Origin of the sequence: Micromonospora sp. CPCC 205561 (assembly GCF_036906775.1) — a bacterium.
In the GTDB taxonomy this organism is placed as follows: domain Bacteria; phylum Actinomycetota; class Actinomycetes; order Mycobacteriales; family Micromonosporaceae; genus Micromonospora.
In genome coordinates, this window is record NZ_JBAKHV010000019.1 from 46,461 (window position 1) to 69,143 (window position 22,683).

22 protein-coding genes are annotated in these 22,683 nt (G+C 74.8%); 14 read left to right on the top strand and 8 right to left on the bottom strand.

Going from position 1 to position 22,683, the window contains the following annotated elements; translation table 11 throughout:
- Positions 1 to 5: 5 nt before the first annotated feature.
- Both V6V16_RS12845 and V6V16_RS12850 read right to left on the bottom strand, forming a co-directional pair.
- A complete protein-coding gene (locus tag V6V16_RS12845; RefSeq protein ID WP_334562228.1) occupies positions 6 to 977 on the bottom strand; it encodes a carbohydrate ABC transporter permease in 972 nt (323 codons plus the stop codon).
- Between the two features lie 153 nt (positions 978 to 1,130).
- Positions 1,131 to 2,423, bottom strand: a complete 1,293-nt coding sequence (locus tag V6V16_RS12850) for an ABC transporter substrate-binding protein (protein ID WP_334562229.1) — start codon at positions 2,421 to 2,423, stop codon at positions 1,131 to 1,133.
- A 587-nt stretch (positions 2,424 to 3,010) separates the two neighbouring features.
- On the opposite strand from V6V16_RS12850, the gene V6V16_RS12855 reads away from it, so the two are divergent.
- The 10 genes from V6V16_RS12855 to V6V16_RS12900 all read left to right on the top strand — a co-directional run bounded on the left by V6V16_RS12855 (position 3,011) and on the right by V6V16_RS12900 (position 14,787).
- Positions 3,011 to 3,757 (top strand): pyrimidine reductase family protein, encoded by a 747-nt coding sequence (locus V6V16_RS12855; RefSeq protein WP_334562230.1) that lies wholly within the window; start codon positions 3,011 to 3,013, stop codon positions 3,755 to 3,757.
- Positions 3,758 to 3,901: 144 nt separating this feature from the next.
- Positions 3,902 to 5,656 (top strand): ATP-binding protein, encoded by a 1,755-nt coding sequence (locus V6V16_RS12860; RefSeq protein ID WP_334562231.1) that lies wholly within the window; start codon positions 3,902 to 3,904, stop codon positions 5,654 to 5,656.
- A 123-nt stretch (positions 5,657 to 5,779) separates the two neighbouring features.
- On the top strand, positions 5,780 to 6,928 hold the full coding sequence (locus tag V6V16_RS12865; protein WP_334562232.1) for an exonuclease SbcCD subunit D: 1,149 nt from the start codon (positions 5,780 to 5,782) through the stop codon (positions 6,926 to 6,928).
- Positions 6,928 to 9,402, top strand: coding sequence for an SMC family ATPase (locus V6V16_RS12870; protein ID WP_334562233.1), 2,475 nt, complete (start codon positions 6,928 to 6,930; stop codon positions 9,400 to 9,402). Before V6V16_RS12865 ends, V6V16_RS12870 begins: the two co-directional genes overlap by 1 nt.
- A 37-nt stretch (positions 9,403 to 9,439) precedes the next feature.
- A complete protein-coding gene (locus V6V16_RS12875) occupies positions 9,440 to 10,399 on the top strand; it encodes a hypothetical protein (RefSeq protein WP_334562234.1) in 960 nt (319 codons plus the stop codon).
- Positions 10,399 to 11,256: a spermidine synthase gene (locus V6V16_RS12880; protein WP_334562235.1), complete on the top strand. Its 858-nt coding sequence runs from the start codon at positions 10,399 to 10,401 to the stop codon at positions 11,254 to 11,256. Before V6V16_RS12875 ends, V6V16_RS12880 begins: the two co-directional genes overlap by 1 nt.
- Before the next feature lie 108 nt (positions 11,257 to 11,364).
- Positions 11,365 to 12,057, top strand: coding sequence for a sigma-70 family RNA polymerase sigma factor (locus tag V6V16_RS12885; RefSeq protein WP_334562268.1), 693 nt, complete (start codon positions 11,365 to 11,367; stop codon positions 12,055 to 12,057).
- On the top strand, positions 12,054 to 12,836 hold the full coding sequence (locus V6V16_RS12890; protein WP_334562236.1) for an anti-sigma factor family protein: 783 nt from the start codon (positions 12,054 to 12,056) through the stop codon (positions 12,834 to 12,836). The genes V6V16_RS12885 and V6V16_RS12890 overlap by 4 nt, the downstream gene beginning before the upstream one ends.
- Before the next feature lie 257 nt (positions 12,837 to 13,093).
- Complete coding sequence (locus V6V16_RS12895) at positions 13,094 to 13,738, top strand: hypothetical protein (RefSeq protein WP_442934076.1); 645 nt, start codon at positions 13,094 to 13,096, stop codon at positions 13,736 to 13,738.
- Positions 13,739 to 13,866: 128 nt separating this feature from the next.
- Complete coding sequence (locus V6V16_RS12900; protein WP_334562237.1) at positions 13,867 to 14,787, top strand: DNA-3-methyladenine glycosylase family protein; 921 nt, start codon at positions 13,867 to 13,869, stop codon at positions 14,785 to 14,787.
- A gap of 42 nt (positions 14,788 to 14,829) precedes the next feature.
- On the opposite strand, the gene V6V16_RS12905 is transcribed toward V6V16_RS12900, so the two are convergent.
- Positions 14,830 to 15,333: a DUF1990 family protein gene (locus tag V6V16_RS12905; protein WP_334562238.1), complete on the bottom strand. Its 504-nt coding sequence runs from the start codon at positions 15,331 to 15,333 to the stop codon at positions 14,830 to 14,832.
- 84 nt (positions 15,334 to 15,417) lie between these two features.
- Between V6V16_RS12905 and V6V16_RS12910 the strand changes: the two genes are divergently transcribed.
- The gene (locus V6V16_RS12910; RefSeq protein WP_442934077.1) at positions 15,418 to 15,912 is read left to right on the top strand and encodes a GNAT family N-acetyltransferase; all 495 of its coding nucleotides are present in this window, start codon (positions 15,418 to 15,420) and stop codon (positions 15,910 to 15,912) included.
- Here V6V16_RS12910 and V6V16_RS12915 read toward each other — a convergent pair.
- A complete protein-coding gene (locus tag V6V16_RS12915; protein ID WP_334562239.1) occupies positions 15,887 to 16,309 on the bottom strand; it encodes an SRPBCC family protein in 423 nt (140 codons plus the stop codon). The genes V6V16_RS12910 and V6V16_RS12915 overlap by 26 nt on opposite strands.
- A gap of 198 nt (positions 16,310 to 16,507) precedes the next feature.
- Complete coding sequence (locus tag V6V16_RS12920; RefSeq protein ID WP_334562240.1) at positions 16,508 to 16,720, bottom strand: hypothetical protein; 213 nt, start codon at positions 16,718 to 16,720, stop codon at positions 16,508 to 16,510.
- Positions 16,721 to 16,856: 136 nt separating this feature from the next.
- Between V6V16_RS12920 and V6V16_RS12925 the strand changes: the two genes are divergently transcribed.
- Positions 16,857 to 17,969 carry an ATP-dependent DNA ligase gene (locus V6V16_RS12925; protein ID WP_334562241.1) on the top strand — a complete coding sequence of 371 codons (1,113 nt, stop codon included), beginning with the start codon at positions 16,857 to 16,859 and terminating at the stop codon, positions 17,967 to 17,969.
- Between the two features lie 33 nt (positions 17,970 to 18,002).
- On the top strand, positions 18,003 to 19,586 hold the full coding sequence (locus V6V16_RS12930; protein ID WP_442934078.1) for an alpha/beta hydrolase: 1,584 nt from the start codon (positions 18,003 to 18,005) through the stop codon (positions 19,584 to 19,586).
- Here V6V16_RS12930 and V6V16_RS12935 read toward each other — a convergent pair.
- On the bottom strand, positions 19,513 to 20,025 hold the full coding sequence (locus V6V16_RS12935; protein WP_334562242.1) for a potassium channel family protein: 513 nt from the start codon (positions 20,023 to 20,025) through the stop codon (positions 19,513 to 19,515). The genes V6V16_RS12930 and V6V16_RS12935 overlap by 74 nt on opposite strands.
- A 72-nt stretch (positions 20,026 to 20,097) precedes the next feature.
- Between V6V16_RS12935 and V6V16_RS12940 the strand changes: the two genes are divergently transcribed.
- A complete protein-coding gene (locus V6V16_RS12940) occupies positions 20,098 to 20,550 on the top strand; it encodes a GNAT family N-acetyltransferase (RefSeq protein ID WP_334562243.1) in 453 nt (150 codons plus the stop codon).
- 218 nt (positions 20,551 to 20,768) lie between these two features.
- Here V6V16_RS12940 and V6V16_RS12945 read toward each other — a convergent pair whose 3' ends face one another.
- Both V6V16_RS12945 and V6V16_RS12950 read right to left on the bottom strand, forming a co-directional pair.
- Positions 20,769 to 21,614, bottom strand: a complete 846-nt coding sequence (locus V6V16_RS12945) for an ABC transporter ATP-binding protein (protein WP_334562244.1) — start codon at positions 21,612 to 21,614, stop codon at positions 20,769 to 20,771.
- Positions 21,615 to 21,684: 70 nt separating this feature from the next.
- The gene (locus tag V6V16_RS12950; protein WP_334562245.1) at positions 21,685 to 22,683 is read right to left on the bottom strand and encodes an ABC transporter ATP-binding protein; all 999 of its coding nucleotides are present in this window, start codon (positions 22,681 to 22,683) and stop codon (positions 21,685 to 21,687) included.

A 22,683-nucleotide genomic window follows, 5' to 3' on the forward strand; every position in this document is an offset into this window, starting at 1 on the left:
GTTCCTCACTTCACCGTGCGGCGGACGAGCAGGAAGTTGATCCCCGAGACGAGCGCGATCATCAGGAACATGGCCCAGGCGACCGCGGCGCCGTAGCCCGCGGTGTTGAGGTTCTCGATGCCCAGCTCGTACATGTACATGGCCAGGGTCTGGAACTCGCGCTGGTCGCCGCCGATGATGTTGCCGTTGGCGAAGACGAGGGGCTCGGTGAAGAGCTGGAGCCCGCCGATCGTGGAGAGGATCACCACGAAGACGAAGGTCGGGGTGAGCATCGGCAGCGTGATCCGCCAGAACTGCTTCCACTGGCTCGCGCCGTCGAGCGCCGCCGCCTCGTACAGGTCGCGGGGGATGGCCTGCATGCCGGCGAGCAGGATCAGCGTGTTGTAGCCGGTCCACCGCCAGTTGACCATGGAGGCGATGGCGGTCCACGAGCTCCAGCGCTCGGCGTCCCAGTCGACCGGGTTGACGCCGACGAAGCCGAGCAGCCAGTTGATCACACCGAAGTCGCGCTGGAAGAGCATGCCGAAGACGATCGCCACGGCGGCGACCGAGACCACGTTCGGCATGAAGATCGCCATCCGGAACAGCGTGCGCGCGCGCAGGAATGTGCGGTTGAGCAGGTTGGCCAGGAAGAGCGCGAGCAGCAGCTGCGGGATGGTCGACAGCAGGAAGATGCCGAAGGTGTTGAGCGTGGCGTTCCAGAAGTACTCGTCCTTGACCAGGGCGACGTAGTTGTCGAACCCGATGAAGCTGTGGTCGCCGATCAGGTTCCAGTCGTGCAGGGACATCCAGGCGGTCCGCAGCATCGGGTAGAGCCCGAAGATGCCGAAGACCACGAAGAACGGCGCGATGTACAGGTACGGGGAGTACTTCAGGTCCAGCCGGGTCAGTGAGTGCGAGCGGGACCGGCGCCGCGACGGCGGCCGGGGTGGCGGTGCTGCGGGCGACGGCGGCGCCGTCGTGGCCGAGAGGCTCATGCGGGGTCCTTTCCCGGCGTCGGCGCGGACGCGTGCCGACGCTCAGGCGCTGTTACGCGGAACGGGACGGCGCCGGTGGCGTCCGGGGGCGGAACGGGACGGCGCCGGTGGCGCCCGGGTGTGGACCCGGACGCCACTCGGCGACGAGGTGGGTCAGAAGGCGCCCTGCGTCTTGGCGTCCTTGGCGAACTGCTCCCAGGCCTTGTCCTTGGTGGCCTGCCCCTGTTCGTACGAGCGCAGCGCGGGCTCGAACGCGTTCTCCTTCACCGCCTGGTGCTTCGGGCCGAGGTGCAGCGGCTGGATCTTGGCGACGCTCTCACCGAAGATCTTGCCGGTCGGCGCGTTGTTGAAGTACTCGTTGGTGTAGCCGAGGAACTCCGGGTTCTTCAGCGCCTCCAGGTTGGTGGGCAGCGGGCCCTTGAGCTTGAACGCCGCCACCTGGCTCTGGGCGTTGGTCAGGTACTCGGCGAGCTTCGCCGCCTCCTTCTGGTGCTTGCTCTGCGTCGGGACGCCGAGCCAGGAGCCACCCCAGTTGCCGGCGCCGCCGGGCACCGGGGCGACGTCCCACTTGCCCTTGTTCTCGGGGCCGGAGTTGTCCGCGACGATGCCGAGCATCCAGGACGGGCAGAAGGTGGCCGCGAAGGTGCCCTGCTTGAAGCCGGCCGACCACTCCGGCGACCAGGTGGCCGTCTCGGCGGTGATGTTGGCGTCGGCCATCGCGACCGCGGTGTCCCACGAGGTCTTCACCGACGCGCTCTTGTCGGCGACGATGTTGTCGTCCTTGTCGTAGAACAGCTCGCCGCCCTGCTGGAACATGACGGCGCTGGCGGCGGTGGTGACCGAGTCGAGCAGGCCCTTGCCGGTGGCGGCGCGGTACTTCTTGCCGGTCTCGATGAAGGCGTTCCAGTCCGGCCAGAGGGCCGCCACCTGGTCGCGCTCGACCGGCAGCTTGGCCGCCTGGAAGAGGTCCCGGCGGTAGCAGACGGCGAGGCTGCCGACGTCGGTCGGCAGGCCGATCAGCCGGCCGTCCGGCGCCTTGCCCAGCTCCCACTTCCAGGGCAGGTACTCCTTGCTGTGGTCGGAGACCAGCGGAGCGAGGTCGGCCCAGTTGGCCGGGTTGGCCTTGAACTCGTTGAGGATGCCCTCCTCGAGGGCGACCACGTCGGCGGCGCCCTTGCCGGTGGCGAGCGCCCGGACGATCTTCGGCCGGTACTCGTTGAGCTGCGCGACCTTCCGCAGCTCGACCTTGATGCCGGTGTCCTTCTCGTACTGCTTGATGATCTCGTCGTAACCGAACTCGCCGAACGTGTCGACGACCAGCTTGGCGGGCTTCTCGCCGGCCGCCGGAGCGTCGTCGTCCTTGCCGCAGGCCGCGAGGCCGCCGATGGCGGTGATCGCGGCCAGGGCGGCGGCCGCCATGCGGGTACGCCGCGTGGTGAGGCTCATCCTGACCCCTCTTTCGGTGGTGAGGCTGACGTGGGTGTGGTGGGGGGTGCTGCGCGCCGCCGTCGCCGGACGGGCCGGCGGTCGATGACTCCGGGCGGGGCGCGGGTGAGTCGTGCCACGGTGCCCGGGAGCGCTCCCATGAGATTGCCGGGGGGTGTCAGGAGTGTCAATAGGCCTGTGGGAGCGTTCCCAGATCGTTACCGCGAGTGCGTTTCCCCTCCGGGCGGTGCGGTTGCGGCCACTCGGCACACCCGCGTCAGCTGGGAATCCCGCCGACGGAAGCGGTTCAGCGGTCGCTGACGGGCCGTGACGTGCCCGCCGGGCAGCGCGTCGATCACGCCCCGGGCACGCCCGGCGGCCGGCGCAGCCGAAGCGGTTCAGCGACCAGGGCGTACGCCGGGACGGGAAAATCCTGAGCCGGAAGCTCCGCCGCGGCATGCCGTGGCCCCCTGCCCGGCATAGGCTGCGGACATGATCTGCCGAGCGTGCCGGGCGAGGCGGCACGACGACTGTCCCGGGCGGAACTGGTGCGACTGCCAGCACCGCGCCCCCGGCCCCACCCCGCCGGTCACCGGTCCGGCCGGCGAATGAGCGTCGGAACCCCGATCTCGGCACTCTGGCCGGAACCGTCCGGACAGCCGTTGGACGACGCCGCGCTCATCGCGCGCTACGGCCGGACCGACCGCCCCCACCTGCGGGTCAACTTCGTGACCAGTGTCGACGGCGGCGTCTCCGTCGACGGCTATTCGGCCGGGCTCTCCGGCGAGCCGGACAAGCGCGTGTTCGGCCTGCTGCGGATGCTCTGCGACACCCTGGTCGTGGCGGCCGGCACCCTGCGGCACGAGGGCTACCGGGCGATCCGCCTCGACGAGCGGCGCCGGGCCTGGCGCCGCGAGCACGGCCTGCCGGCGTACCCGACGCTGGTCGTCGTCTCCGGCTCGCTCGCCCTGGACCCGGCGCAGGCCGCGTTCGCCGACGCCCCGGTGCGGCCGGTGGTGCTCACCCGGGCCGGCGCGTCGGCGCCGCCCGGCCTCGCCGAGGTCGCCGACGTGGTGCGCTGCGGCGACGACCGGGTCGACCTCGCGGCGGGCCTGGCGGAACTACGGCGGCGCGGCCTCGACCAGGTGCTCTGCGAGGGCGGGCCGCAGCTTTTCGGCACGCTCACCGCCGCCGACCTGGTGGACGAGGTCTGCCTCACCGTCGCGCCGCTGCTCGCCGGCGCGGGTCCGGGGCGGATCACCGCCGGCCCGGCCAGCGGGGTGCGCCACCTGCCGCTGCGGCACGTGCTCGCCGCCGCCGACGGGACCCTCATGCTCCGCTACGCCCGCGACTGAACGTCACCGCGCGGGCACCCAGCGGTCGACGGCGGCCGATGGCGGGGTGTCGTCCGCCGCGTCGCGTGGCAACCTGTCGTACACCTCGGGCAGGATGCAGGGCGTGTGCCCCGACCGCGACGACCAGCCGACCGGAGTTGCCCGATGACTGACGACGGGTTCGACGGCCCGGGCGAGGCGGTCGGCCGGGTGCTGGGCACCGCCGACGCCACCCCGCTGCAGTTCTGGACGGCGGTCTCCCCCGGCAGCTACCTCCAGCTCGACGACGTCGTGGTGACCCGCCGCGAGCTGCCCGGCCGCGAGCCCGTGACGATCGCCGGGGTGGTCACCCAGGTGCGCGCCCGGCACGAGGGCGCCCAGTTCGACTCCGACGTCTTCGCCATCGCCGACGGCACGCTCCCGGCCCAGGTGCAGGAGGCCGCCGAGATCACCACCACCCGCGTCGACCCGGAGCTCTACGTCCCGCCGTCGCCCGGTGCGGTGGTGCACCGCGCCGAGGGCGACGCCCGGGCCCGGGCGCTGCACTTCGACCGGATGGAGCGGCGCATCCCGATGGGCATGGGCCGCGACGGGGTGCCGGTATACCTCAACGCCGACTTCCTCGACGGCAGCCGGGGCGCGCACGTGTCGATCTCCGGCATCTCGGGGGTCGCCACGAAGACGAGCTTCGCCACCTTCCTGCTCTACTCGGTCTTCCGCTCCGGCGTGCTGGGCGGCGACGCGGTCAACGCCAAGGCGCTCATCTTCAACGTCAAGGGCGAGGACCTGCTCTTCCTCGACCATCCCAACACCCGGTTGGACGACGCCACCCGCGCCGCCTACGCCAAGCTCGGCCTGAGCGCCGGCGCGTTCCCCGACGTACGGGTCTACGCCCCGCCCAGGCCCGGCGACTCCTCCGGCACGCCCGACGTGAGCAGCCGCCTCACCGGGGTCGACAGCTTCTACTGGACGCTGAGCGAGTTCTGTGCCGACCGCCTGCTGCCCTACGTCTTCGCCGACGCCGACGACGAGCGCCAGCAGTACACGATGGTGGTGCACTCGGTCGCCGCCCACCTGGCCCGGTACGCCCAGCCCGCCGACGGCGGGGTGAGCATCGACGGGGTGCGCCTCGGCTCGTACGCCGACCTCGTCGACCACGTCGTCGAGCAGCTCAACGACGACGAGACCCGCTCCGACTGGGCCGGCAGCGCGGTCGGGCTGGGCACCGTCAACGCGTTCGCCCGCCGGTTGATCGGCAGCAAGAAGGACCTGTCCCGGCTGATCCGGGGCGACCTGGCCACCCGCCGCCCGCACTCGATCAACACCGCCGAGAGCGCCCAGGTCACCGTGGTCGACCTGCACAACCTGCCGGACCGCGCGCAGCGCTTCGTGGTCGGCGTGACGCTCAAGAGCGAGTTCGAGCGCAAGGAGAAGTCCGGCACCGCCAAGCCGCTGCTCTTCGTGGTGCTCGACGAGCTGAACAAGTACGCCCCCCGGGAGGGCTCCTCCCCCATCAAGGAGGTGCTGCTCGACATCGCCGAGCGGGGCCGCTCGCTCGGGGTGATCCTGGTGGGCGCCCAGCAGACGGCGAGCGAGGTGGAGCGGCGGATCGTCACCAACTCGGCGATCCGGGTCGTCGGCCGGCTCGACCCGGCCGAGGCGTCCCGCCCGGAGTACGGCTTCCTGCCGCCCGCCCAGCGACAGCGTGCGCTGCTGGCCAAGCCGGGCACCATGTTCGTCAACCAGCCCGACATCCCGGTGCCGCTCTGCCTGGAGTTCCCGTTCCCGGCCTGGGCCACCCGCGTCTCCGAGGCCGGTCGGGCCCCGTCCGAGACGCTGCGCTCGATCACCCAGTCCGCCGACCCGTTCGCGGTCGTCGGCTCCGGTGGCGGCACCTCCGACGACGACATCCCCTTCTAGGGGCAGACCGGTGAGCCCGAGGAGTGACCCCGCGAGCCCCGCAGTCGCGAACGAAAGGCTGGCACCCGTGAGCGCGAGGAGCGAGCCCGCGAGCCCCGCAGTCGCGAACGAAAGGCTGGCACCGTGAAGATCCTGCACACCTCCGACTGGCACGTCGGCAAGGTCCTCAAGGGCCAGTCGCGGGCCGAGGAGCACAAGCGGGTCCTCGCCGGCGTGATCGACGTCGCCCGCGCCGAGGCGCCCGACCTGGTGATCGTCGCCGGTGACCTCTACGACACCGCCGCCCCGACGCCCGAGGCCACCCGGCTCGTGACCCGGGCCCTGACCGCGTTGCGCCGCACCGGCGCCGACGTGGTCGCCATCGGCGGCAACCACGACAACGGCCAGGCCCTCGACGCGCTGCGGCCGTGGGCCGAGGCCGCCGGGATCACCCTGCGCGGCGGCGTCCGGGAGGACCCGGACGAGCACGTCGTCGACGGCACCACCGCCGGCGGCGAGCGCTGGCGGCTCGCCGCGCTGCCGTTCCTCTCGCAGCGCTACGCCGTCCGCGCGGTCGAGATGTACGAGCTGACCGCGGCCGAGGCCAACCAGACGTACGCCGACCACCTGGGCCGGGTGCTGGGCCGGCTCACCGAGAGCTTCACCGAGCCGGACCGGGTGCACCTGGTCACCGCCCACCTGACCGTCGTGGGCGCGACCACCGGCGGCGGCGAGCGGGACGCGCACACGGTGCTGGGCTACGCGGTGCCGGCCACCGTGTTCCCGGGCACGGCGCACTACGTGGCGCTGGGCCACCTGCACCGCTCGCAGCGGGTGCAGGGCCCCTGCCCGATCCGCTACAGCGGCAGCCCGCTCGCGATCGACTTCGGCGAGCAGGAGAACGTGCCGTCGGTGACGGTCGTCGAGGTCACGGCGACCACGGCGGCGCAGGTTCGCGAGGTGCCGGTGACCGCCGCGGCGGCGCTGCGTACGGTCCGGGGCACGCTGGCCCAGCTGGCCGAGTTGGAGGCGCCGGACGCCTGGCTGCGGGTGTTCGTCCGGGAGCAGCCGCGCGCCGGGCTGCGCGAGGAGGTCCAGGAGCTGCTCCCCCGGGCCCTGGAGATCCGGATCGACCCGGAGCTGCTGCCCGCTGCGGGCAGCGGCGCCCGGGTGGCGCAGCGGGCGGGCCGCTCGCCCCGGCAGCTCTTCGCCGACTACCTGGACAGCCGCGGGCACACCGACGACGGGGTGCGGGAGCTCTTCGACGAGCTCTTCGAGGAGGTCGAGCACTGATGCGGCCGATGCGGCTGGACATGGCGGGCTTCACCGTCTTCCGGGACGAGACCACCGTCGACTTCACCGACGCCGACTTCTTCGCGTTGGTGGGGGCGACCGGCTCCGGCAAGTCGACGGTGCTGGACGCCATCTGCTTCGCCCTCTACGGCACGGTGCCCCGCTGGGGCGGGACCCGGGGCCTCGGCAACGCCCTGGCGCCGTCGGCCACCGAGGCGCGGGTCCGGCTGGTCTTCGAGTCGGGCGGTTCCCGCTACGTGGCGACCCGGGTGGTGCGCCGTGACGGCCGGGGCAACGTGAAGACCGCCAACGCCGGGTTGCAGCTGATGCCGGCCGGTTTCGACGTGACCAAGCTCGACACCGGGCTGAGCCCGGACGACCTCGGCGAGGTGGTGGCCGGCACGCCGGCCGAGATGGAGCAGGCGGTGCTGGAGGCGGTCGGGCTGCCGTACGAGCAGTTCACCAGCTGCGTGGTGCTGCCGCAGGGGCAGTTCGCGGACTTCCTGCACGCCAAGCCGGCCACCAGGCAGCAGATCCTGGTCAACCTGCTCGGCCTCGGGGTCTACGAGGAGGTGCAGAAGCGGGCGACGGCACGGGCCACGCGGGCCGAGGCCAAGCTGGAGGCGGTCGACCAGGCGCTCGCCGGGCTCACCGACGCCGACGACGACGCGCTGGCGGCGACGACCGCGCGGGTGCACCGGATGCGGGAGCTGGCCGGGGCGGTGACGGCCGCCCTGCCGGAGCTGGAGGCGGCCCGCACGGCGACGCGGGAGGCGGGCGCGGCCCTGGCGGTCCTCGACGCCGAGCTGGGCGTGCTGACCGCCGTGCGGGCGCCGGACGGGGTGGCGGAGGTGGCCCGGGCGGTCGCGGCGGCGCGGGCCGGTGCGGACGAGGCGGCGACGGCGGTGTCGCTGGCCGAGGAGCGCGAGGAGAAGCTCCGAGGCGAGCTGGCCGCCGCCGGCGACGAGAGCGCCCTGCGGCTGCTGCTGCGGGCGTACACCGATCGGGAGAAGCTGGCCGGTGAGACCGAGACGGTCCGCGCGGCGGTGACCGGGGCGCAGGCCGAGCACGGCGCGGCGGTGGCGGCGCTGGCCGAGGCGCGGGCGGCGGCCGAGCGGGCCGAGGCGGAGCTGGAGGCCGCCTTCCGCGCGCACGAGGAGGCGAAGGCCACCGACCAGGCGGTGGCGTTGCGCGCGCACCTGCGGGCCGGGACGCCCTGCCCGGTCTGTGAGCAGACCGTGGCGGCGGTGCCCGCGGTGCCCGCCGACTCGGCGGTGGCGGCCGCCACGGCGGCGGGACGGGCGGCGCGGACCGCCAGCCAGGCCGCCCAGTCGGTGGTGCGTGAGCGCGACGCCGCGGCCCGGGATCTGGAGCGGGCGGTACTGCGCGCCCGGGCCCGGCAGGACCAGCTGGAGGCGAGGCTGGCCGAGCTGGACGGCCAGCTGTCGGGGGCCGCCGAGCCGGCGGTGCTGCGCCGCGAACTGGACGAGCACGCCCGGCTGCGCAGGGCGCTGGAGGAGTCGGCGGCGGCGGTGCGGGCCGGCCGGGACGCGGCGCGGCGGGCCCGGGCGGCGGTGGACGCCGCCGAGGAGCGGCTGCGGTCGACCTGGCGGGCGTTCGACGCGACCCGCGACGGGCTGGCCCGGTTCGGGCCGCCGGCGGCCGACCGGGACGACCTCGGCGCCGCGTGGGACGCCCTCACCGGATGGGCCGGCGCGCAGGCGGAGCGCCGCCGGGCGGAGCGGGCCGGGCGGGCCGCGGCGGTGGCGGAGGCCGAGGCGGTGGCCGCCGGCGTCGGTGAGCGCATCGCGGGCCTCCTCGCCGCGGCCGGGCTGCCGCCCGCCGACGATCCGGTACGCGCCACCGACCGCGCCCTGGAGCGGGCCGAGGCCGACCTGCGGGAGCTGGAGCGACGCCGGGAGCAGGCCGGCGGGCTGCGCGAGCAGCGCTCCGGGTACGAGCACGAGGCGCAGGTGGCCCGGGCGCTCGCGGGGCACCTGCGGGCCAACAACTTCGAGCGGTGGCTGCTGGCGGAGGCGCTGGACCTGCTCGTCGCCGGCGCCTCGGGCATCCTGCGCGAACTCTCCGGCGGCCAGTACGACCTGGTGCACGACAAGGGCGAGTTCTTCGTGGTCGACCACCACGACGCGGGACTGCGCCGGGGGGTGCGCACCCTCTCCGGCGGGGAGACGTTCCAGGCGTCGCTGGCGCTGGCGTTGGCGCTGTCCGAGCAGCTCGCCGGGATGTCCACCACCGCGGCGAGCCTGGAGTCGATCGTGCTGGACGAGGGCTTCGGCACCCTCGACGCGGCCACTCTCGACACGGTGGCGGCCACCCTGGAGAGCCTGGCCGCCCGGGGCGACCGGATGGTCGGGGTCGTCACCCACGTGCCGGCCCTGGCCGAACGGATCCCGGTCCGCTTCGAGGTCAGCAAGGACGCCCGGTCGGCCCGCGTCGAGCGGACCGGCCGGTGAGCGGGGCCCCGGCGGCCACGACGAGAGGTCCGCTGTGGTGAGCGACCCCCGGTTCTTCGTCGACGCGTGGGATCCGGCGTACGGCGCCTCGTTCGAGGCATCGGCCGGCGGCCCGGCCGCGCCGAGCAGTGCCCAGGTCGACGCCGACGCCGAGCTGCCGGCGGTGGACTGGCGGGCCATCGGGGTGCGCCCCGGCGTCCGCGCCCCCGACGTGGTGCTGCTCGTCGACGGGGTGCGCCGGATCGACGCGAGCGTCTGGACGGCGGAGGAGGACGGCGCCTCCTTCCCCGGCCTGGCCGCGTCGTACGCCGCCGGGGTGGTCCGGTGCGACCTGGTGCGCGGCGCGGCGCAGCTCGCCGGGGCGAAGGTCGGCAGAGGGCTCTTCACCGCCAGCCCGTCGGCGGTGGACGTGGTGGCGGGCAGCGTCCGCTACCCGGTGCACCGGGTCAGCGGCACGGGCGAGCTGAACAAGCTCCCGGCCGCCGTGCAGGGTCCGCTGACCGCGCTGGAGGTGGAGGTCTCCGGGGCGGCCCGGACGGACGGCGACCTGCTGGTGGTCGACGGCCCGCTGCGCAACCGGCGGCAGCTGCCACGGACCCTCGGGTACATCAAGACCCAGCACAGCCAGTACCTGGACGCCCGGCTGACCGCCGTGGTCACCCAGTTGGCGGCCGGCGAGCGCTCCCCGGTGTTCAAGCTCGGCACGGCCTGGGGCGGCTGGTCGTGGTATCTGCGGCTGCCGGTGGCCCTCGGCGCGCCCTGGGCGGGGATCGTCCGGATGGAGTGCTCCGCCGAGCTCGACATCGACGAGGCGGTGGGGCTGGCCGACCTGTCGCTGGTCACCCTGCCGCGGTTCGCCTCCACCCCCTACAAGGATCCGCGGGCGCCGCAGAACCTCATCCCCATCGCCGGCCTGGAGCGCCGGCTGCGGGCGCTGCTCGGCGACGCGCGGCTGCTGCACCGGGTGCTCACCACCGCCGCGCGGGCCCGACGCTGATGGGGCGCAGACGGGCGAACGACACGGTGGCCGCGCCGGTGGACACCGGCCAGGCAGAACTGGTGCCGGATCCGGACCGGGCGGGATCGTGGACGCTGCTGCTGGACGGCGCCCCGCAGTCCCACGTGGACCTGGCCGACCCCACCCACCTGGAGTTCGAGTACGTGCGGCGGCTCGCCGCCGCGATCGACCTGGTGGCCCCGGCCGGCACGCCGCTGCGGGTGCTGCACCTCGGCGGCGGCGCGCTGACCCTGCCCCGGTACGTGTCGGCCACCCGGCCGGGCTCCACCCAGCGGGTGGTCGAGGTGGACGGGGCGCTCGTGGAGCTGGTCCGCCGCGCCCTGCCCTGGCCGTCGGATCCCCGGCTGCGGGTGCGGGTGGGCGACGCCCGCGCGGTGCTGGCGGCCAGCCCCGACGCCAGCTACGACGTGGTGGTCGCCGACGTCTTCGCCGGTGCCCGCACCCCGGCCCACCTGACCTCGGTGGAGTACGCCGCCGAGGTGGCCCGGGTGCTGCGTCCCGCCGGCTTCCACCTGGCGAACGTCGCCGACGGCCCGCCGCTGCGCCACGCGCGCGGGCAGGTCGCCACGGTCCGGTCGGTGCTGCCGCAGGCCTGCCTGGTCGGCGACGCGGCGGTGCTGCGGGGGCGGCGCTTCGGCAACCTGGTGCTGGTGGCGGGCCGGGTCGAGCCGCCGGTGCCGGAGCTGACCCGGCGCGCCGCCGGTGACTGGTTCCCCGGCCGGGTGCTGGCCGGGGAGGAACTCGACCGCTTCGCGGGCGGCGCCCCGGTGGTGCGCGACGCCGACGCCACCGACTCGACCCCGCCGCCGCCCGGGATCTTCTCCGTGCGCCGCTGACCGGAATCTTTTTCGGGCGTCGTTGATCCGTTCGGCGGTGCGCCGCGTACCACCGGGCGGCCGTGTCCGTGCGGGACGGCCGACGTGATCGGACACCCGGAGGTCTGCATGCACGCGGTGGCGGCCGGTTGGCACGGCGACGGGGCGCGGCCGGAGTGGATGTCCGCGCGGTCGCAGTCCCGGCCGGACGCGTCGGCTCGCGGGGTCGACGCCCCGCAGGCGGCTCGCCAGAATGGGCCGGTGACGCCGAGATCCGCCCCCGGGCGCCACCACGCTGCACCGTCCACCGAGGCGGGTCACTCGGACCGGCTGATCCGGCTGCTCTACGCCGAGCACGCCGGGCCGCTGCTGGCGTTCGTCATGCGACTCACCGGCGGGGACCGGCAGCGGGCCGAGGACATCGTCCAGGAGACGCTGCTGCGGGCCTGGCGCAACGCGCACCGGCTGGGGCAGGGGCAGGGTTCGCTGCGGCCGTGGCTGGTGACGGTGGCCCGGCGCATCGCCATCGACGAGCACCGCAGCGGGCAGGCCCGCCCGGCCGAGACGTACGACCGGGACCTGACCGCGTTCGCCGAGGCGGACAGCACCGACCGGGTGCTGCGCACGATGACGGTGGCGGACGCGCTGCGTACGCTGAGCCAGTCGCACCGGGAGATCCTGGTGGCGACGTACTTCCGGGGCCGGACGGTGCCCGAGGCGGCCGAGGAGCTGGGGCTTCCCCTCGGCACCGCCAAGTCGCGGGTCTACTACGCGCTGCGCGCGCTGCGCACGGCCCTACAGGAACGGGGGGTGACGGAATGAGCCGGGCGGACCACCTGGACGTCGCGGCGTACGCGCTCGGCGTGCTGGACGAGTACGACACGGCACGGTTCGAGGAGCACCTCGCCACCTGCTGGGCGTGCGCCGCCGAGCTGGAGACGATGGTGCCGGTCGTCGGCCTGCTCTCCGACATCGACGGCGAGACGATGTCCGCGCTGGAGCAGACCCGGACCGATCCCGCCCTGCTGGACCGGACGCTGGTCGCGGTGCGCGCGCACCGCCGGCGCAACCGGTTGCGGCGGGTGCTCGCCACGGCCGCCGCGGTGGTGGTCCTCGGCGGGCTGACGGGGATCGGCTTCGCCACCATCGCCGGGCGGAGCGCTCCCGAGGTGGTCGCCGAGCCGACCGCCACCGCCCCGGTCGAGGTGCCGAGGGCGACCCGGTCCAGCGACCCGAACGACCCGAACCTCGGCGGCCCCGTCCCGGTGGAGGGCGAGAAGACCAACGTCGTCGACCAGACCACCGGCGTGCAGGCCACCTTCTTCGTGGCCGCCAAGCAGTTCGGCACGAACGTGAGCTTCACCCTGGAGCGGCTGCCCGGGCCGCGGACCTGCCGGCTGGTGGTGGTGCGGAGGAACAACACCAGCGAGGTGATCTCCACCTGGTCGGTGCCGGGCACGGGCTACGGGACCAACGCGAACGGGGAGGCGCTGACGCTGTCGGCCACCACCTCCACCCGCAGGGGCGACATCAGGCAGTTCCAGGTGCAGTCGGTGGACGCCGCTGGGGTGGCGAGCCCGCTGGTCACCGTGCCGATGTAGCCCTCGCCGCGAGTCAGGCGCCGGCCGGTGCGACGCCGGCGCCGACCGTTCGCGCCATCCCCGACCGGGCCCCCCGCGACCGTCCGCAGGGGGTTCGCGTTTCTTCCGGCGGTTCCGCGGCCCCCCTCGGACCGGGAAACGGATCTCCGGGCCGGACGGTTCAACCGTTCGCCGTGAGATCGACCACCGTCCCGCCTTCAACCTTGCCGGCGCCCCCCGCGTATCCACCGGTGAACCGCCAAGTACGAGGAGGGCACGTGGCACATATGAAGCGAACCGCCGTCGTCGCGAGCGCGTTGGTCGCGTTGACCGCCTGCGCTCCCGCGGGCTACGAGGGCGCGAATCCGGGCGGGGCCGAGCCGGTCGCCGTCACCGCGACGGAACCCGGCGCGACTGCCGACCCCCCGGCCTCGCCGTCCCCGGCGGCACCGGCCGCCGACGCGCCGCCTGTCGACGCGGACCTGACCGACGAGCTGAACGGCAGGAAGGTCGCCCGGATGGGCAGCGTGGTGACCGACCAGGAGGGCTGGATCCTCTACCGCTTCGACAAGGACACCGCCGACCCGCCCACGTCGAACTGCGTCGACAAGTGCGCCCAGGTCTGGCCCCCGGCGCTGACCGACGGCAGCCCGCAGCTCAACGGCGTCTCCGACGACAGGGTCGGCACCGTCACCCGGCAGGACGGCACCAAGCAGATCACCCTGGGCGGCTGGCCGCTCTACCGCTACGTCGGCGACCGGAAGCCCGGCCAGTGGAAGGGTCAGGGGGTGGGCGGCACCTGGTTCGTGGTCGCCCCGGACGGCCGGAAGAACCTCAGCTGCCTGCCGACGGGCACCCCGAAGCCGGTCGCCCCGCCGGCGGCCGACCAGGGCGGCCAGGACGCCCCGAACTACTCGTACTGATCCGCCGGGCCGGTCGCCGCCGGGAGGGCCCGGCCGGCCGGGCGCACCGCGGGCCCGTGGCACCGCCGGCGCACCGCGCGCCGGCGGTGCCGCCGGTCCCCCGACCGCGACGTGGCAGCATGTGCCGGGTGACCGCGACCGAACCCACCGCCCGCCGGGAGCTGCGCCCGCCCGTCGGTTACCGGCTGGCCGCGTCGGTCCGGGCGCTGACCTTCAGCCCGTACGACCCGTGCGCGCGCGTCGCGGCCGGCACCTTCTGGTACGCGACCCGCACCCCGGAGGGGCCGGCGACCCTCGCCCTGCGGCCGGCCGGCGCGAACCTGCTCGCCGAGGGCTACGGCCCCGGGGCCGACTGGGTGGTGCGGCGGGCGGACGGGATCGCGGGGCTCCGCGACGACGTCACCGCGTTCGCCCCGCTCGCCGCCGCCCACCCCGTGGTGGCGCGGCTCGCCGCCCAGCACCGGGGGCTGCGGATGCCCGCCACCGGTCAGGTCTTCCCCCGGCTGCTGCGGGCGGTCTTCGAGCAGAAGGTGACCGGCAAGGAGGCGTACCGGGCGTACGCGGCGACGGTCCGGCACTTCGCCGAGACGGCGCCCGGGCCGATGCAGCCGCTGCTGTTGCCGCCGGAGCCGGCGGCGGTGGCCGCCACCCCGTACTGGGTGTTCCACCCGTTCGGCGTCGAGCAGCGCCGGGCCGAGACACTGCGCCGCGCCGCCGCCGTCGCCGACCGGTTGGAACGCTGCGCGGACTCCGCCGAGGCGACCCGCCGGCTCACCGCCGTCGCCGGCATCGGGCCCTGGACCGCCGCCGAGGTGGTACGGATCGCGTACGGCGACCCGGACGCGGTCAGCGTCGGCGACTTCCACGTGCCGAACACGGTGGCCTGGGCCCTGGCGGGCGAGCCGCGCGGCGACGACGCCCGGATACTGGCCCTGCTGGAGCCGTTCCGGGGGCACCGGGGGCGGGTCTGCGTGCTGCTGGCGGCCGGCGGCGTGCAGGCGCCGAAGTTCGGCCCACGGATGCCGATCCGCTCCTTCGCCCGGTTCTGAGGCGGGCGCTGCGCCCAGCGGGCGACGCCGTGCGCGGCCCGGTCAGGAGCGGGCGCAGAGGCGGCGCAGGGTGCGGCCCAGCCACCAGGCGTACGCGTGCTGGAAGGCCCGCCCGGCCGGCCCGGCCGCGCGCATGACCCAGCGGTCCGGGCGGCTGAAGGCGACCACCTCGAACCAGACGCGGCCGGCGGTGTCCCGGCTGACCACGAACGCCTCCTCGCCGCGCGCGGGATGCCCGGCAAGCGTGCCGTACCCGAAGCCGGCCCGCCGCCCGTCGTCGACGGCCCAGACCACCTCGCAGGGCGCGGCCAGCCGCAGCGGGCCGACGCCCAGCCGGGAGACCACCCGCACACCGGGTGCGGCCCGGTCGGCCGCCACCTCCAGCCGGATGCCGGCCGCCCGGTGCAGGCGCCAGCCGAGCACCGCCGCGCCGGCCGCCGCGAAACAACCGTCGGGCAGCCGGATCCGGTGCCGCACGTGCCGCCAGCCGGCAGGCAGCGCGCCGGTCTCGGTGGCGCCGACGTGCGGATAGGTCGGTGCCGGCACGGCGCACCCCCACTGGTCGACGGGACACCGCCAGCGTACGGCCGGTGCGGGCGCGCCGCCCGGTGACTGTGGTTGGCTGTCGGCGTGATCACCGAGCCGCGCATCGTCCCCGCCGACGTCACCGACGCCGGCGAGATCCTCACCGTGCAGCGCGCCGCGTACCTCACCGAGGCCCAGCGCTACGCCGACCCGTTCCTGCCGCCGCTGACCGAGACCCTGGACGAGGTGCGGGCCGCGCTCGCCGGCCCGGTGACGGTGCTCGCCGCCCGGCTCGGCGACCGGCTGGTCGGTTCCGTCCGGGCGCGGGTCGACGGCGACACCGCGCACGTCGGCCGGCTCTCCGTCGCCCCCGACCAGCAGGGCGGGGGCGTCGGCGGACGGCTGCTGCGCGCGGTGGAGGCGGCCTGCGCCGGCCGGGTCCGCCGCTTCGCCCTCTTCACGGGCGCCGACAGCGAGCGGAACCTGCGGTTGTACCGCCGGCACGGCTACCGGGTGGTCGGGCACCGGCCGGATCCGAACGGCATCCGGCTCGCCCTGCTGGAGAAGCCGGCGGTCAGTCCCGCTCGCAGCGACGCCTGAGCCCGTCGGCCTCCATCCGCAGGTAGCGGCGCGTCAGGTCGCCGTAGAGCCAGCCCACGGGGCCGGCCAGCGGGCCCGACTGCGCGATGACCAGCTCGACCCGGCAACGCCCGCCGGGCAGCGGCGACACCCGGTGCTCCCCGAGGGAGGTCACCCCCGGGCTGCGCGAGACCCAGGAGAACGACCGCCCCTCGACCAGCTCGGTGACCCGCCACACCGCCGGTCGCAGCTTCGGCTGCTCCAGCCGGGCCGTGGCACCCACCGCGAGCGGACCCGACTCCCCGCGTGACGCCCGGCGCACCGAGGGCGTCCACTCCGACCACCGTTCGACGTCGACCAGCACCGCCCAGACCTGTTCGGCCTCGGCGGCCACCTCCGTACCGGCCTCGAACCGCATCTCGCCCCCTCCCCGAAGGCGGCACCCGGCGGCGCCGCCACCGGTCTCGACGGGGCTGCCCGGCGAAACGTGACAGCGCACGTGCGCCCGTCCTCCGGCCGGCGTCACACCCCCGGCCGGTCCGCCCCCGCGGGCCGGCCGACGGTTCCCCGCCGGTCGGGCCGGGGTCCGGCCGCCGTCGGGCGCGGTCGCCGTGGGTCAGGCGGCCTCGCGCAGGTCGGCCAGCCCGAGGGGGGTACGCCGGCGCAGCAACTCCTCCAGCTCCGCGACGGAGCCCACCTCGCCGAGCACGTCCTTGCCGCCGCCGTACTGGCGGGGATACCGGCGCACCAGCCGGTACCGGTGGCGGCCGCCGATCAGCTCGACGCTCACCCGCCACCGCCCGCAGCATCCGCAGACCCACTCCGCCACCCCGCGAAAGTAGCTCTGACCTGCGGTTTCCTGATTCACCCAGCGCGGTACGAGCGGCGCGCGCCCGGACACGCCGCCCAGTCACCGGGCGTGATCTGCCTCACGACTGTCGGTGCCGTCTGGTTGACTGGTCGCCGTGAAGCTGCCGATCACTCCGCCGGTCGAGCCGATGCTGGCCAAGAGCGTCCCCCGGGTCCCCACCGCACCCGGGATGACCTACGAGCCGAAGTGGGACGGCTTCCGGTGCATCGTCTTCCGCGACGGCGACGAGGTGGAGCTCTCCAGCCGGGGCGGCAAGTCGATGACCCGCTACTTCCCGGAGGTGGTCGAGCAGGCCCGCCGCCAGCTGCCCGAGCGCTGCGCGGTCGACGGCGAGCTGATCGTGATCCGGCGCGACGGGCCGGGCGGGCAGCCGCGGCTCGACTTCGAGCAGCTCGCCCAGCGCGTCCACCCCGCCGCGTCCCGGGTGCAGCTGCTCGCCGAGACCACGCCGGCCGACTTCGTCGCCTTCGACCTGCTCGCCCTCGACGACGAGACGCTGCTCGACCAGCCCTACCCCCGGCGTCGCGCCCGGCTGGAGTCGGCGCTGGCCGGGGTGCGCCCGCCGGTGCACGTCACCCAGGTGACCACCGACGTCGACACCGCGCGCCGCTGGTTCGACGTCTTCGAGGGCGCCGGGTTGGACGGCCTGATCGTCAAGCCGGCCGACCTGCTCTACGAGCCGGGCAAGCGGCTCATGTTCAAGGTCAAGCACGCCCGCACCGCCGACGTGGTGGTGGCCGGCTTCCGGTGGCACAAGTCCGGCCCCGTGGTCGGCTCGCTCCTGCTCGGCCTCTACGACGACGACGGGGTGCTGCACCACGTCGGGGTGAGCGCCTCGTTCACCATGGCCCGCCGGGCGGAGCTGCTGGAGGAGCTGGAGCCCTACCGCGACGTCGGCGCCGGCCACCCGTGGGTGCACGGCGACCACGAGCGCGGCCAGCGCCTCCCCGGCGGGGTGAGCCGCTGGACGGGCACCCGCAGCCTCGAGTGGGAGCCGCTGCGACCCGAGCTGGTGGTCGAGGTCGGCTACGACGCCATGGAGGGTGACCGGTTCCGGCACACCGCCCGGTTCGTCCGCTGGCGGCCCGACCGCGACCCCCGTTCCTGCCGCTACGACCAGCTCGACCGGCCCGTACGGTTCGATGTGGACCAGGTGCTGCGCGGCGATCCGACGGTGACCGTGGGGTCCTCGCCCGACCCGGCGTAGCCTGGCCGTCGACCCGATCACGGAGGCCCGCTCGTGACCCGCACCCCCGACCGGATCCGCCGGTTCCGGCTCACCCTCGCCGGCCTGGCCGCCGCGGCGCTGCTGGGCGCCGGCTGCACCCTGCCGGCGATCGCCCCCCGGACGGACGCCGGCGGCGAGGCGGCCGCCCCGGGGGCGGCGCCCACCTGGCGGGCCTGCCCCGAGGTGGCCGAGGAACTGGTCGGTCGGAGCGCGCCGAACATGCGCTACGAGTGCGCGCGGATCAAGGTGCCCCGCAACTGGGGCACGGGCGCCGGGGCCGCCACCGGCCCGGGCGCCGGGCAGACCTTCGAGATCGCCTTGCTGCGCGCCCGGTCGACCAAGCAGCGCGACCGGATCGGCTCGCTGGTGCTCAACCCGGGCGGGCCCGGCGGGTCGGGTGTCGACACGGCCGTCTACCTCTCCTTCGGCCCGGCGTTCGGTGGGCTGCCCGCCTCGGTCACCGACCGGTTCGACATCGTCGGCTTCGACCCGCGCGGGGTGTCCCGTTCCAGCCCGGTCGAGTGCATCCCCGACGAGGACCTGGACGCAAGCTTCGGCTACGACCCCGACCCGGCGAGCCAGGCCTCGTTCGACGGGTTCGTCGCGCTCAGCCAGCGCATCGGACGCGGCTGCGGCGCGCGCTACGGCGACCAGTTGCCCCTCTACGGCAGCGAGCAGGCCGCGCGGGACATGGACGCGGTGCGCGCCGCCGTCGGCGACGACAAGCTGACCTACCTCGGCTACTCCTACGGCACCCTGCTCGGCGCCACCTACGCGCAGCTCTATCCGCAGCGGGTACGGGCGCTGGTGCTCGACGGGGCGGTCGACCCACGGCAGGGCCTGATCGCCGGCTCGGAGAGCCAGGCCAAGGGCTTCGAGCGGGCCTTCGGCAACTTCACCACCTGGTGCGCGGCCAACGCCGGGCGCTGCCCGATCGCCCCCGACGCTCGGGCCGCGGTCACCTCGGCCATCGACAAGGCCCGGGTGTCCCCGGTACGCGGGGACGACGGCCGGGAGGCCACCGCCGGCTGGGTCTTCTACGCGATCATCTCGTCGCTCTACACCGAGTCGGGCTGGCAGGAGCTGGCCGGGGCCGTCGACAGGCTGGCGGGCGGCGACCCGGAGGACGTGTTCCGCCTCGCCGACGCGTACGCCGACCGGGACTCCGACGGGCGCTACTCGAACATGTTCGACGCCAACCTGGCGGTCAACTGCGCCGACGAGGAGGAGAAGCCGACCCGCGAGCGGATCCGCCAGCTCCAGTCGCAGTGGCGGGCCAAGTACCCGCTGTTCGGGCCGGCCCTGGCCGTCGGCCTGCTCTCCTGCGCCGAGTGGCCCGGCGGGCGCGACCCGTACCCGACCGGCCGGGCCGACGGCGCACCGCCGATCCTGGTGGTGGGCACCACCGGGGACCCGGCGACCCCGTACGAGCAGACCGGCGCGCTGGCCCGGATGCTGGGCGTGGGGCGGGTGCTCACCTGGGAGGGTGAGGGGCACACCGCCTACCCGCAGACCTCCTGCATCACCGCCGCGGTCGACGCCTACCTGATCGACCTGACGGTGCCCCGGGAGGGGCTGCGCTGCCCGGCCCGCTGACCGGTCGCTCCGGCGGCAGCTCCGGCAGGTCGATGCCCTGCCGGGCGGCCATCTCCTCTAGCAGGGCCCGCATCCGGCGGACGTCGGCCTTGAGCTGCTCCTGCTCCTCGTGCTCGAAGGCGTCGTCGTCGACGATGAGCTGACTGGCGAAGTGGGCGGTGATCAACGGGATGACCAGCAGCACCATGGTCGAGATGAGCAGGGCGGCGAGCGTACGGCCCTGCCAGCTGACCGGGGAGATGTCGCCGTACCCGACGGTGGAGGCGGTCACCACCGCCCACCAGACCGCGTCCGCCGCGCTGCGGTGCTCCACCTGGCCGTAGATGACGCCGGCCACCACGATCATCAGCAGGTACGAGATGATCAACGTCCGGGGTGAGTTGGCGAACCAGACCAGTCCCCGGTAGATCAATCGGAACGGCAGCAGCAGGACCTCCATGGGGAGTCATGTTGCCCCCTGCCGGCAAGCTCCGCCCGTCATCGGGTCCGATCGCTGTGCCACGCTGACGCCATGAGTGACGTGATCTTCCGCGAGGCCGTCCGGGCCGACCTGCCCGCCGTGATCGCCCTGCTCGCCGACGACGTGCTCGGCAGGACCCGCGACCTCACGCAGGTCGACGAGGCGTACGAGAAGGCGTTCGCCGACATCGACGCCGACCCGCGCAACCAGCTGATCGTGGCCGACGCCGACGGCGAGCTGCTCGGCTGCATGCAGCTCACGTACATCCCCGGCCTGGGCCGGCACGGCGCGCAGCGGCAGCTGATCGAGGCCGTCCGGGTCCGCTCCGACGTACGCGGGCAGGGGCTCGGCCGACAGATGATCACCTGGGCGATCGAACAGGCGAAGCAGCGCGGCTGCGCCCTGGCCCAGCTCACCACCGACAAAACCCGCCACGACGCCCACCGCTTCTACGTGAGCCTCGGCTTCACCCCCTCCCACGAGGGCATGAAACTCCCCCTCTGACCCACCCCGCCCCCGCCCCCGCCCCCGCCCCTCGCCCTCCCTCGCCCTCCCTCGTCGGCGATCTTGCACTTTCTGCCCCGACGAATGGGGCATCACGTCCACGGGACGGGCGCAAACTGCAAGATCGGCGGTGAGTCCGGGTGCGGGGGCGGCGGGAGGGGGCGGCGGGAGGGGGCGGCGGGAGGGGGCGGCGGGAGGGGGCGGCGGGAGGGGGAGGGTCAGGTGGGGAGGAGGTGGCCGTCGCGGAGGGTGAGGACGCGGTCGGCGAGGTCGATCAGGGCCGGGTCGTGGGTGGCGACCAGCGCGGTCATGCCGCGCGCGTGCACCACCGCCCGGAGCAGGTCCATGATCGACCGGCCCGTCTCGGAGTCGAGCTGGCCGGTGGGCTCGTCGGCGATGAGCAGGTCCGGCTCGTTGGCCAGGGCCCGCGCCACCGCCACCCGCTGCTGCTGGCCGCCCGAGAGTTCGTACGGCCGCTGGGCGGCGTGCCCACCGAGGCCGACCAGCTCCAGCAGCATCGCCACCCGTTCCTCGCGCTCGGTCGCCGAAACGCGCGCCAGCCGCAGCGGCACGCCCACGTTCTCCGCGGCGGACAGGATCGGCACCAGCCCGAAGGTCTGGAAGACGAAGCCGATCCTGTCGCGCCGCAGCTCCAGCAGCTCCCGCTCGCCGGCGCCGGTCACCTCGCGCCCGGCCACCACCACCCGCCCCGAGTCGGGCCGGTCCAGCCCGCCCACCAGGTTCAGCAGGGTGGTCTTGCCCGCACCCGAGCGGCCGCGCAGGGCCACCAGTTCGCCCCGACCGGCGGCGAAGGAGACGTCCCGCACCGCGTACACGGCGTGCTCGCCGCGACCGAACGTGCGGTGGACCCCCTCCACCCGGACCACCTCGTCCGTGACCGCGACGCCCGCCGCCGCGCCGCCGACGCCCGCCGCCGGCCCGCCGGTGACGGGGGCGGCGGCCACCTCACCGGGAACCCCGACGCCCGCCGCCCCGCCGGTGACCGCTGCGCCCGCCACCGCTTCGGGGGACCGCCCGTCCCGCACCGCGTCCCGCTCGTTCATGATCCCGTCCCGTCGTTCTCGGCGCGGCCGACCGGCTCGACCGCGCGGTACCGGTTGATCCCCCACCCACTCACCGGTTCGTCTCCCGCTCGTCGCGCGCCCGGTCGCCCGGCCGCACCTGCACGTGGTCCGGCGCCAGGTCGAGCCGCACCCGGTCCCGCAGGGACAACGCGTCGACGAAGGCCGCCGGCAGCTGCATCCGGCCGCCGCGGTCGAGCACGGCGTACTCCTCGCTGACCAGCTCGGTGCTGCCGTCCGCGCCCACCCGCGCGGTGCGGCGTACCTCGGAGGCGGTCCGGCCGTCGCGGATCGCGACGGTGCGGCGCACCTGGCTTGCCACGGCGTGGTCGTGGGTGACGACCACGATGGTGACGCCCAGCTCGGCGTTGATGGTGCGCAGCGCCCCGAAGACGTCGGCGCCGGTCGCCTCGTCCAGCTCGCCGGTAGGCTCGTCGGCGAAGAGCACCTCGGGGTCGTTGGCCACCGCCACCGCGACCGCACAGCGCTGCTGCTCCCCGCCGCTGAGCTGACCGGGCCGCCGGTGGGCGCAGTGGCCCACCCCGACCAGGTCGAGCAGCTCCCGGGCCCGCTCGCGGTGGGCCCGCCGGCCGCCCCGCCGCCCGGCGAGCCGCATCGGCAGCTCGACGTTCTCCAACGCCGTCAGGTACGGCAGCAGGTTGCGGCCGGTCTGCTGCCAGACGAAGCCGACCATCTCCCGTCGGTAGCTCAGCCGCCGCCGGTGGGAGAGGTTCAGCAGGTCGTAACCGCCCACCCGGGCGATGCCGGCGGTGGGGGTGTCGAGCCCGGAGAGGATGTTCAGCAGCGTCGACTTGCCCGATCCGGAGGCGCCCACGACGGCCACCAGCTCGCCCCGGTCGATGACCAGGTCGAGCCCCTGCAACGCGACCACCTCCACGCCCTCGGTCTTGAAGATCCGGACCAGCCCGTCGCAGACGATGTGCCCGCGCAACCGGTCCCGGCCGCCCGCGCGCTCGGCAGCGCGCTGGGCGGCCCGCTGTTGCAGGGCGGCCAGGTCCGGTACGGCGGTGGTCTCCGCGGTAGCGGTCAT

Excerpts from the sequence above, each read along its gene's own strand:
- V6V16_RS12935 (WP_334562242.1), bottom strand. The coding sequence starts at position 20,025 with ATGGAGGTCCTGCTGCTGCCGTTCCGATTGATCTACCGGGGACTGGTC.
- V6V16_RS12870 (WP_334562233.1), top strand. The coding sequence starts at position 6,928 with ATGCGGCCGATGCGGCTGGACATGGCGGGCTTCACCGTCTTCCGGGAC.
- V6V16_RS12950 (WP_334562245.1), bottom strand. The coding sequence starts at position 22,683 with ATGACCGCTACCGCGGAGACCACCGCCGTACCGGACCTGGCCGCCCTG.
- V6V16_RS12885 (WP_334562268.1), top strand. The coding sequence starts at position 11,365 with ATGCACGCGGTGGCGGCCGGTTGGCACGGCGACGGGGCGCGGCCGGAG.
- V6V16_RS12880 (WP_334562235.1), top strand. The coding sequence starts at position 10,399 with ATGGGGCGCAGACGGGCGAACGACACGGTGGCCGCGCCGGTGGACACC.
- V6V16_RS12850 (WP_334562229.1), bottom strand. The coding sequence starts at position 2,423 with ATGAGCCTCACCACGCGGCGTACCCGCATGGCGGCCGCCGCCCTGGCC.
- V6V16_RS12945 (WP_334562244.1), bottom strand. The coding sequence starts at position 21,614 with ATGAACGAGCGGGACGCGGTGCGGGACGGGCGGTCCCCCGAAGCGGTG.
- V6V16_RS12915 (WP_334562239.1), bottom strand. The coding sequence starts at position 16,309 with ATGCGGTTCGAGGCCGGTACGGAGGTGGCCGCCGAGGCCGAACAGGTC.
- V6V16_RS12890 (WP_334562236.1), top strand. The coding sequence starts at position 12,054 with ATGAGCCGGGCGGACCACCTGGACGTCGCGGCGTACGCGCTCGGCGTG.
- V6V16_RS12860 (WP_334562231.1), top strand. The coding sequence starts at position 3,902 with ATGACTGACGACGGGTTCGACGGCCCGGGCGAGGCGGTCGGCCGGGTG.
- V6V16_RS12845 (WP_334562228.1), bottom strand. The coding sequence starts at position 977 with ATGAGCCTCTCGGCCACGACGGCGCCGCCGTCGCCCGCAGCACCGCCA.
- V6V16_RS12940 (WP_334562243.1), top strand. The coding sequence starts at position 20,098 with ATGAGTGACGTGATCTTCCGCGAGGCCGTCCGGGCCGACCTGCCCGCC.
- V6V16_RS12855 (WP_334562230.1), top strand. The coding sequence starts at position 3,011 with ATGAGCGTCGGAACCCCGATCTCGGCACTCTGGCCGGAACCGTCCGGA.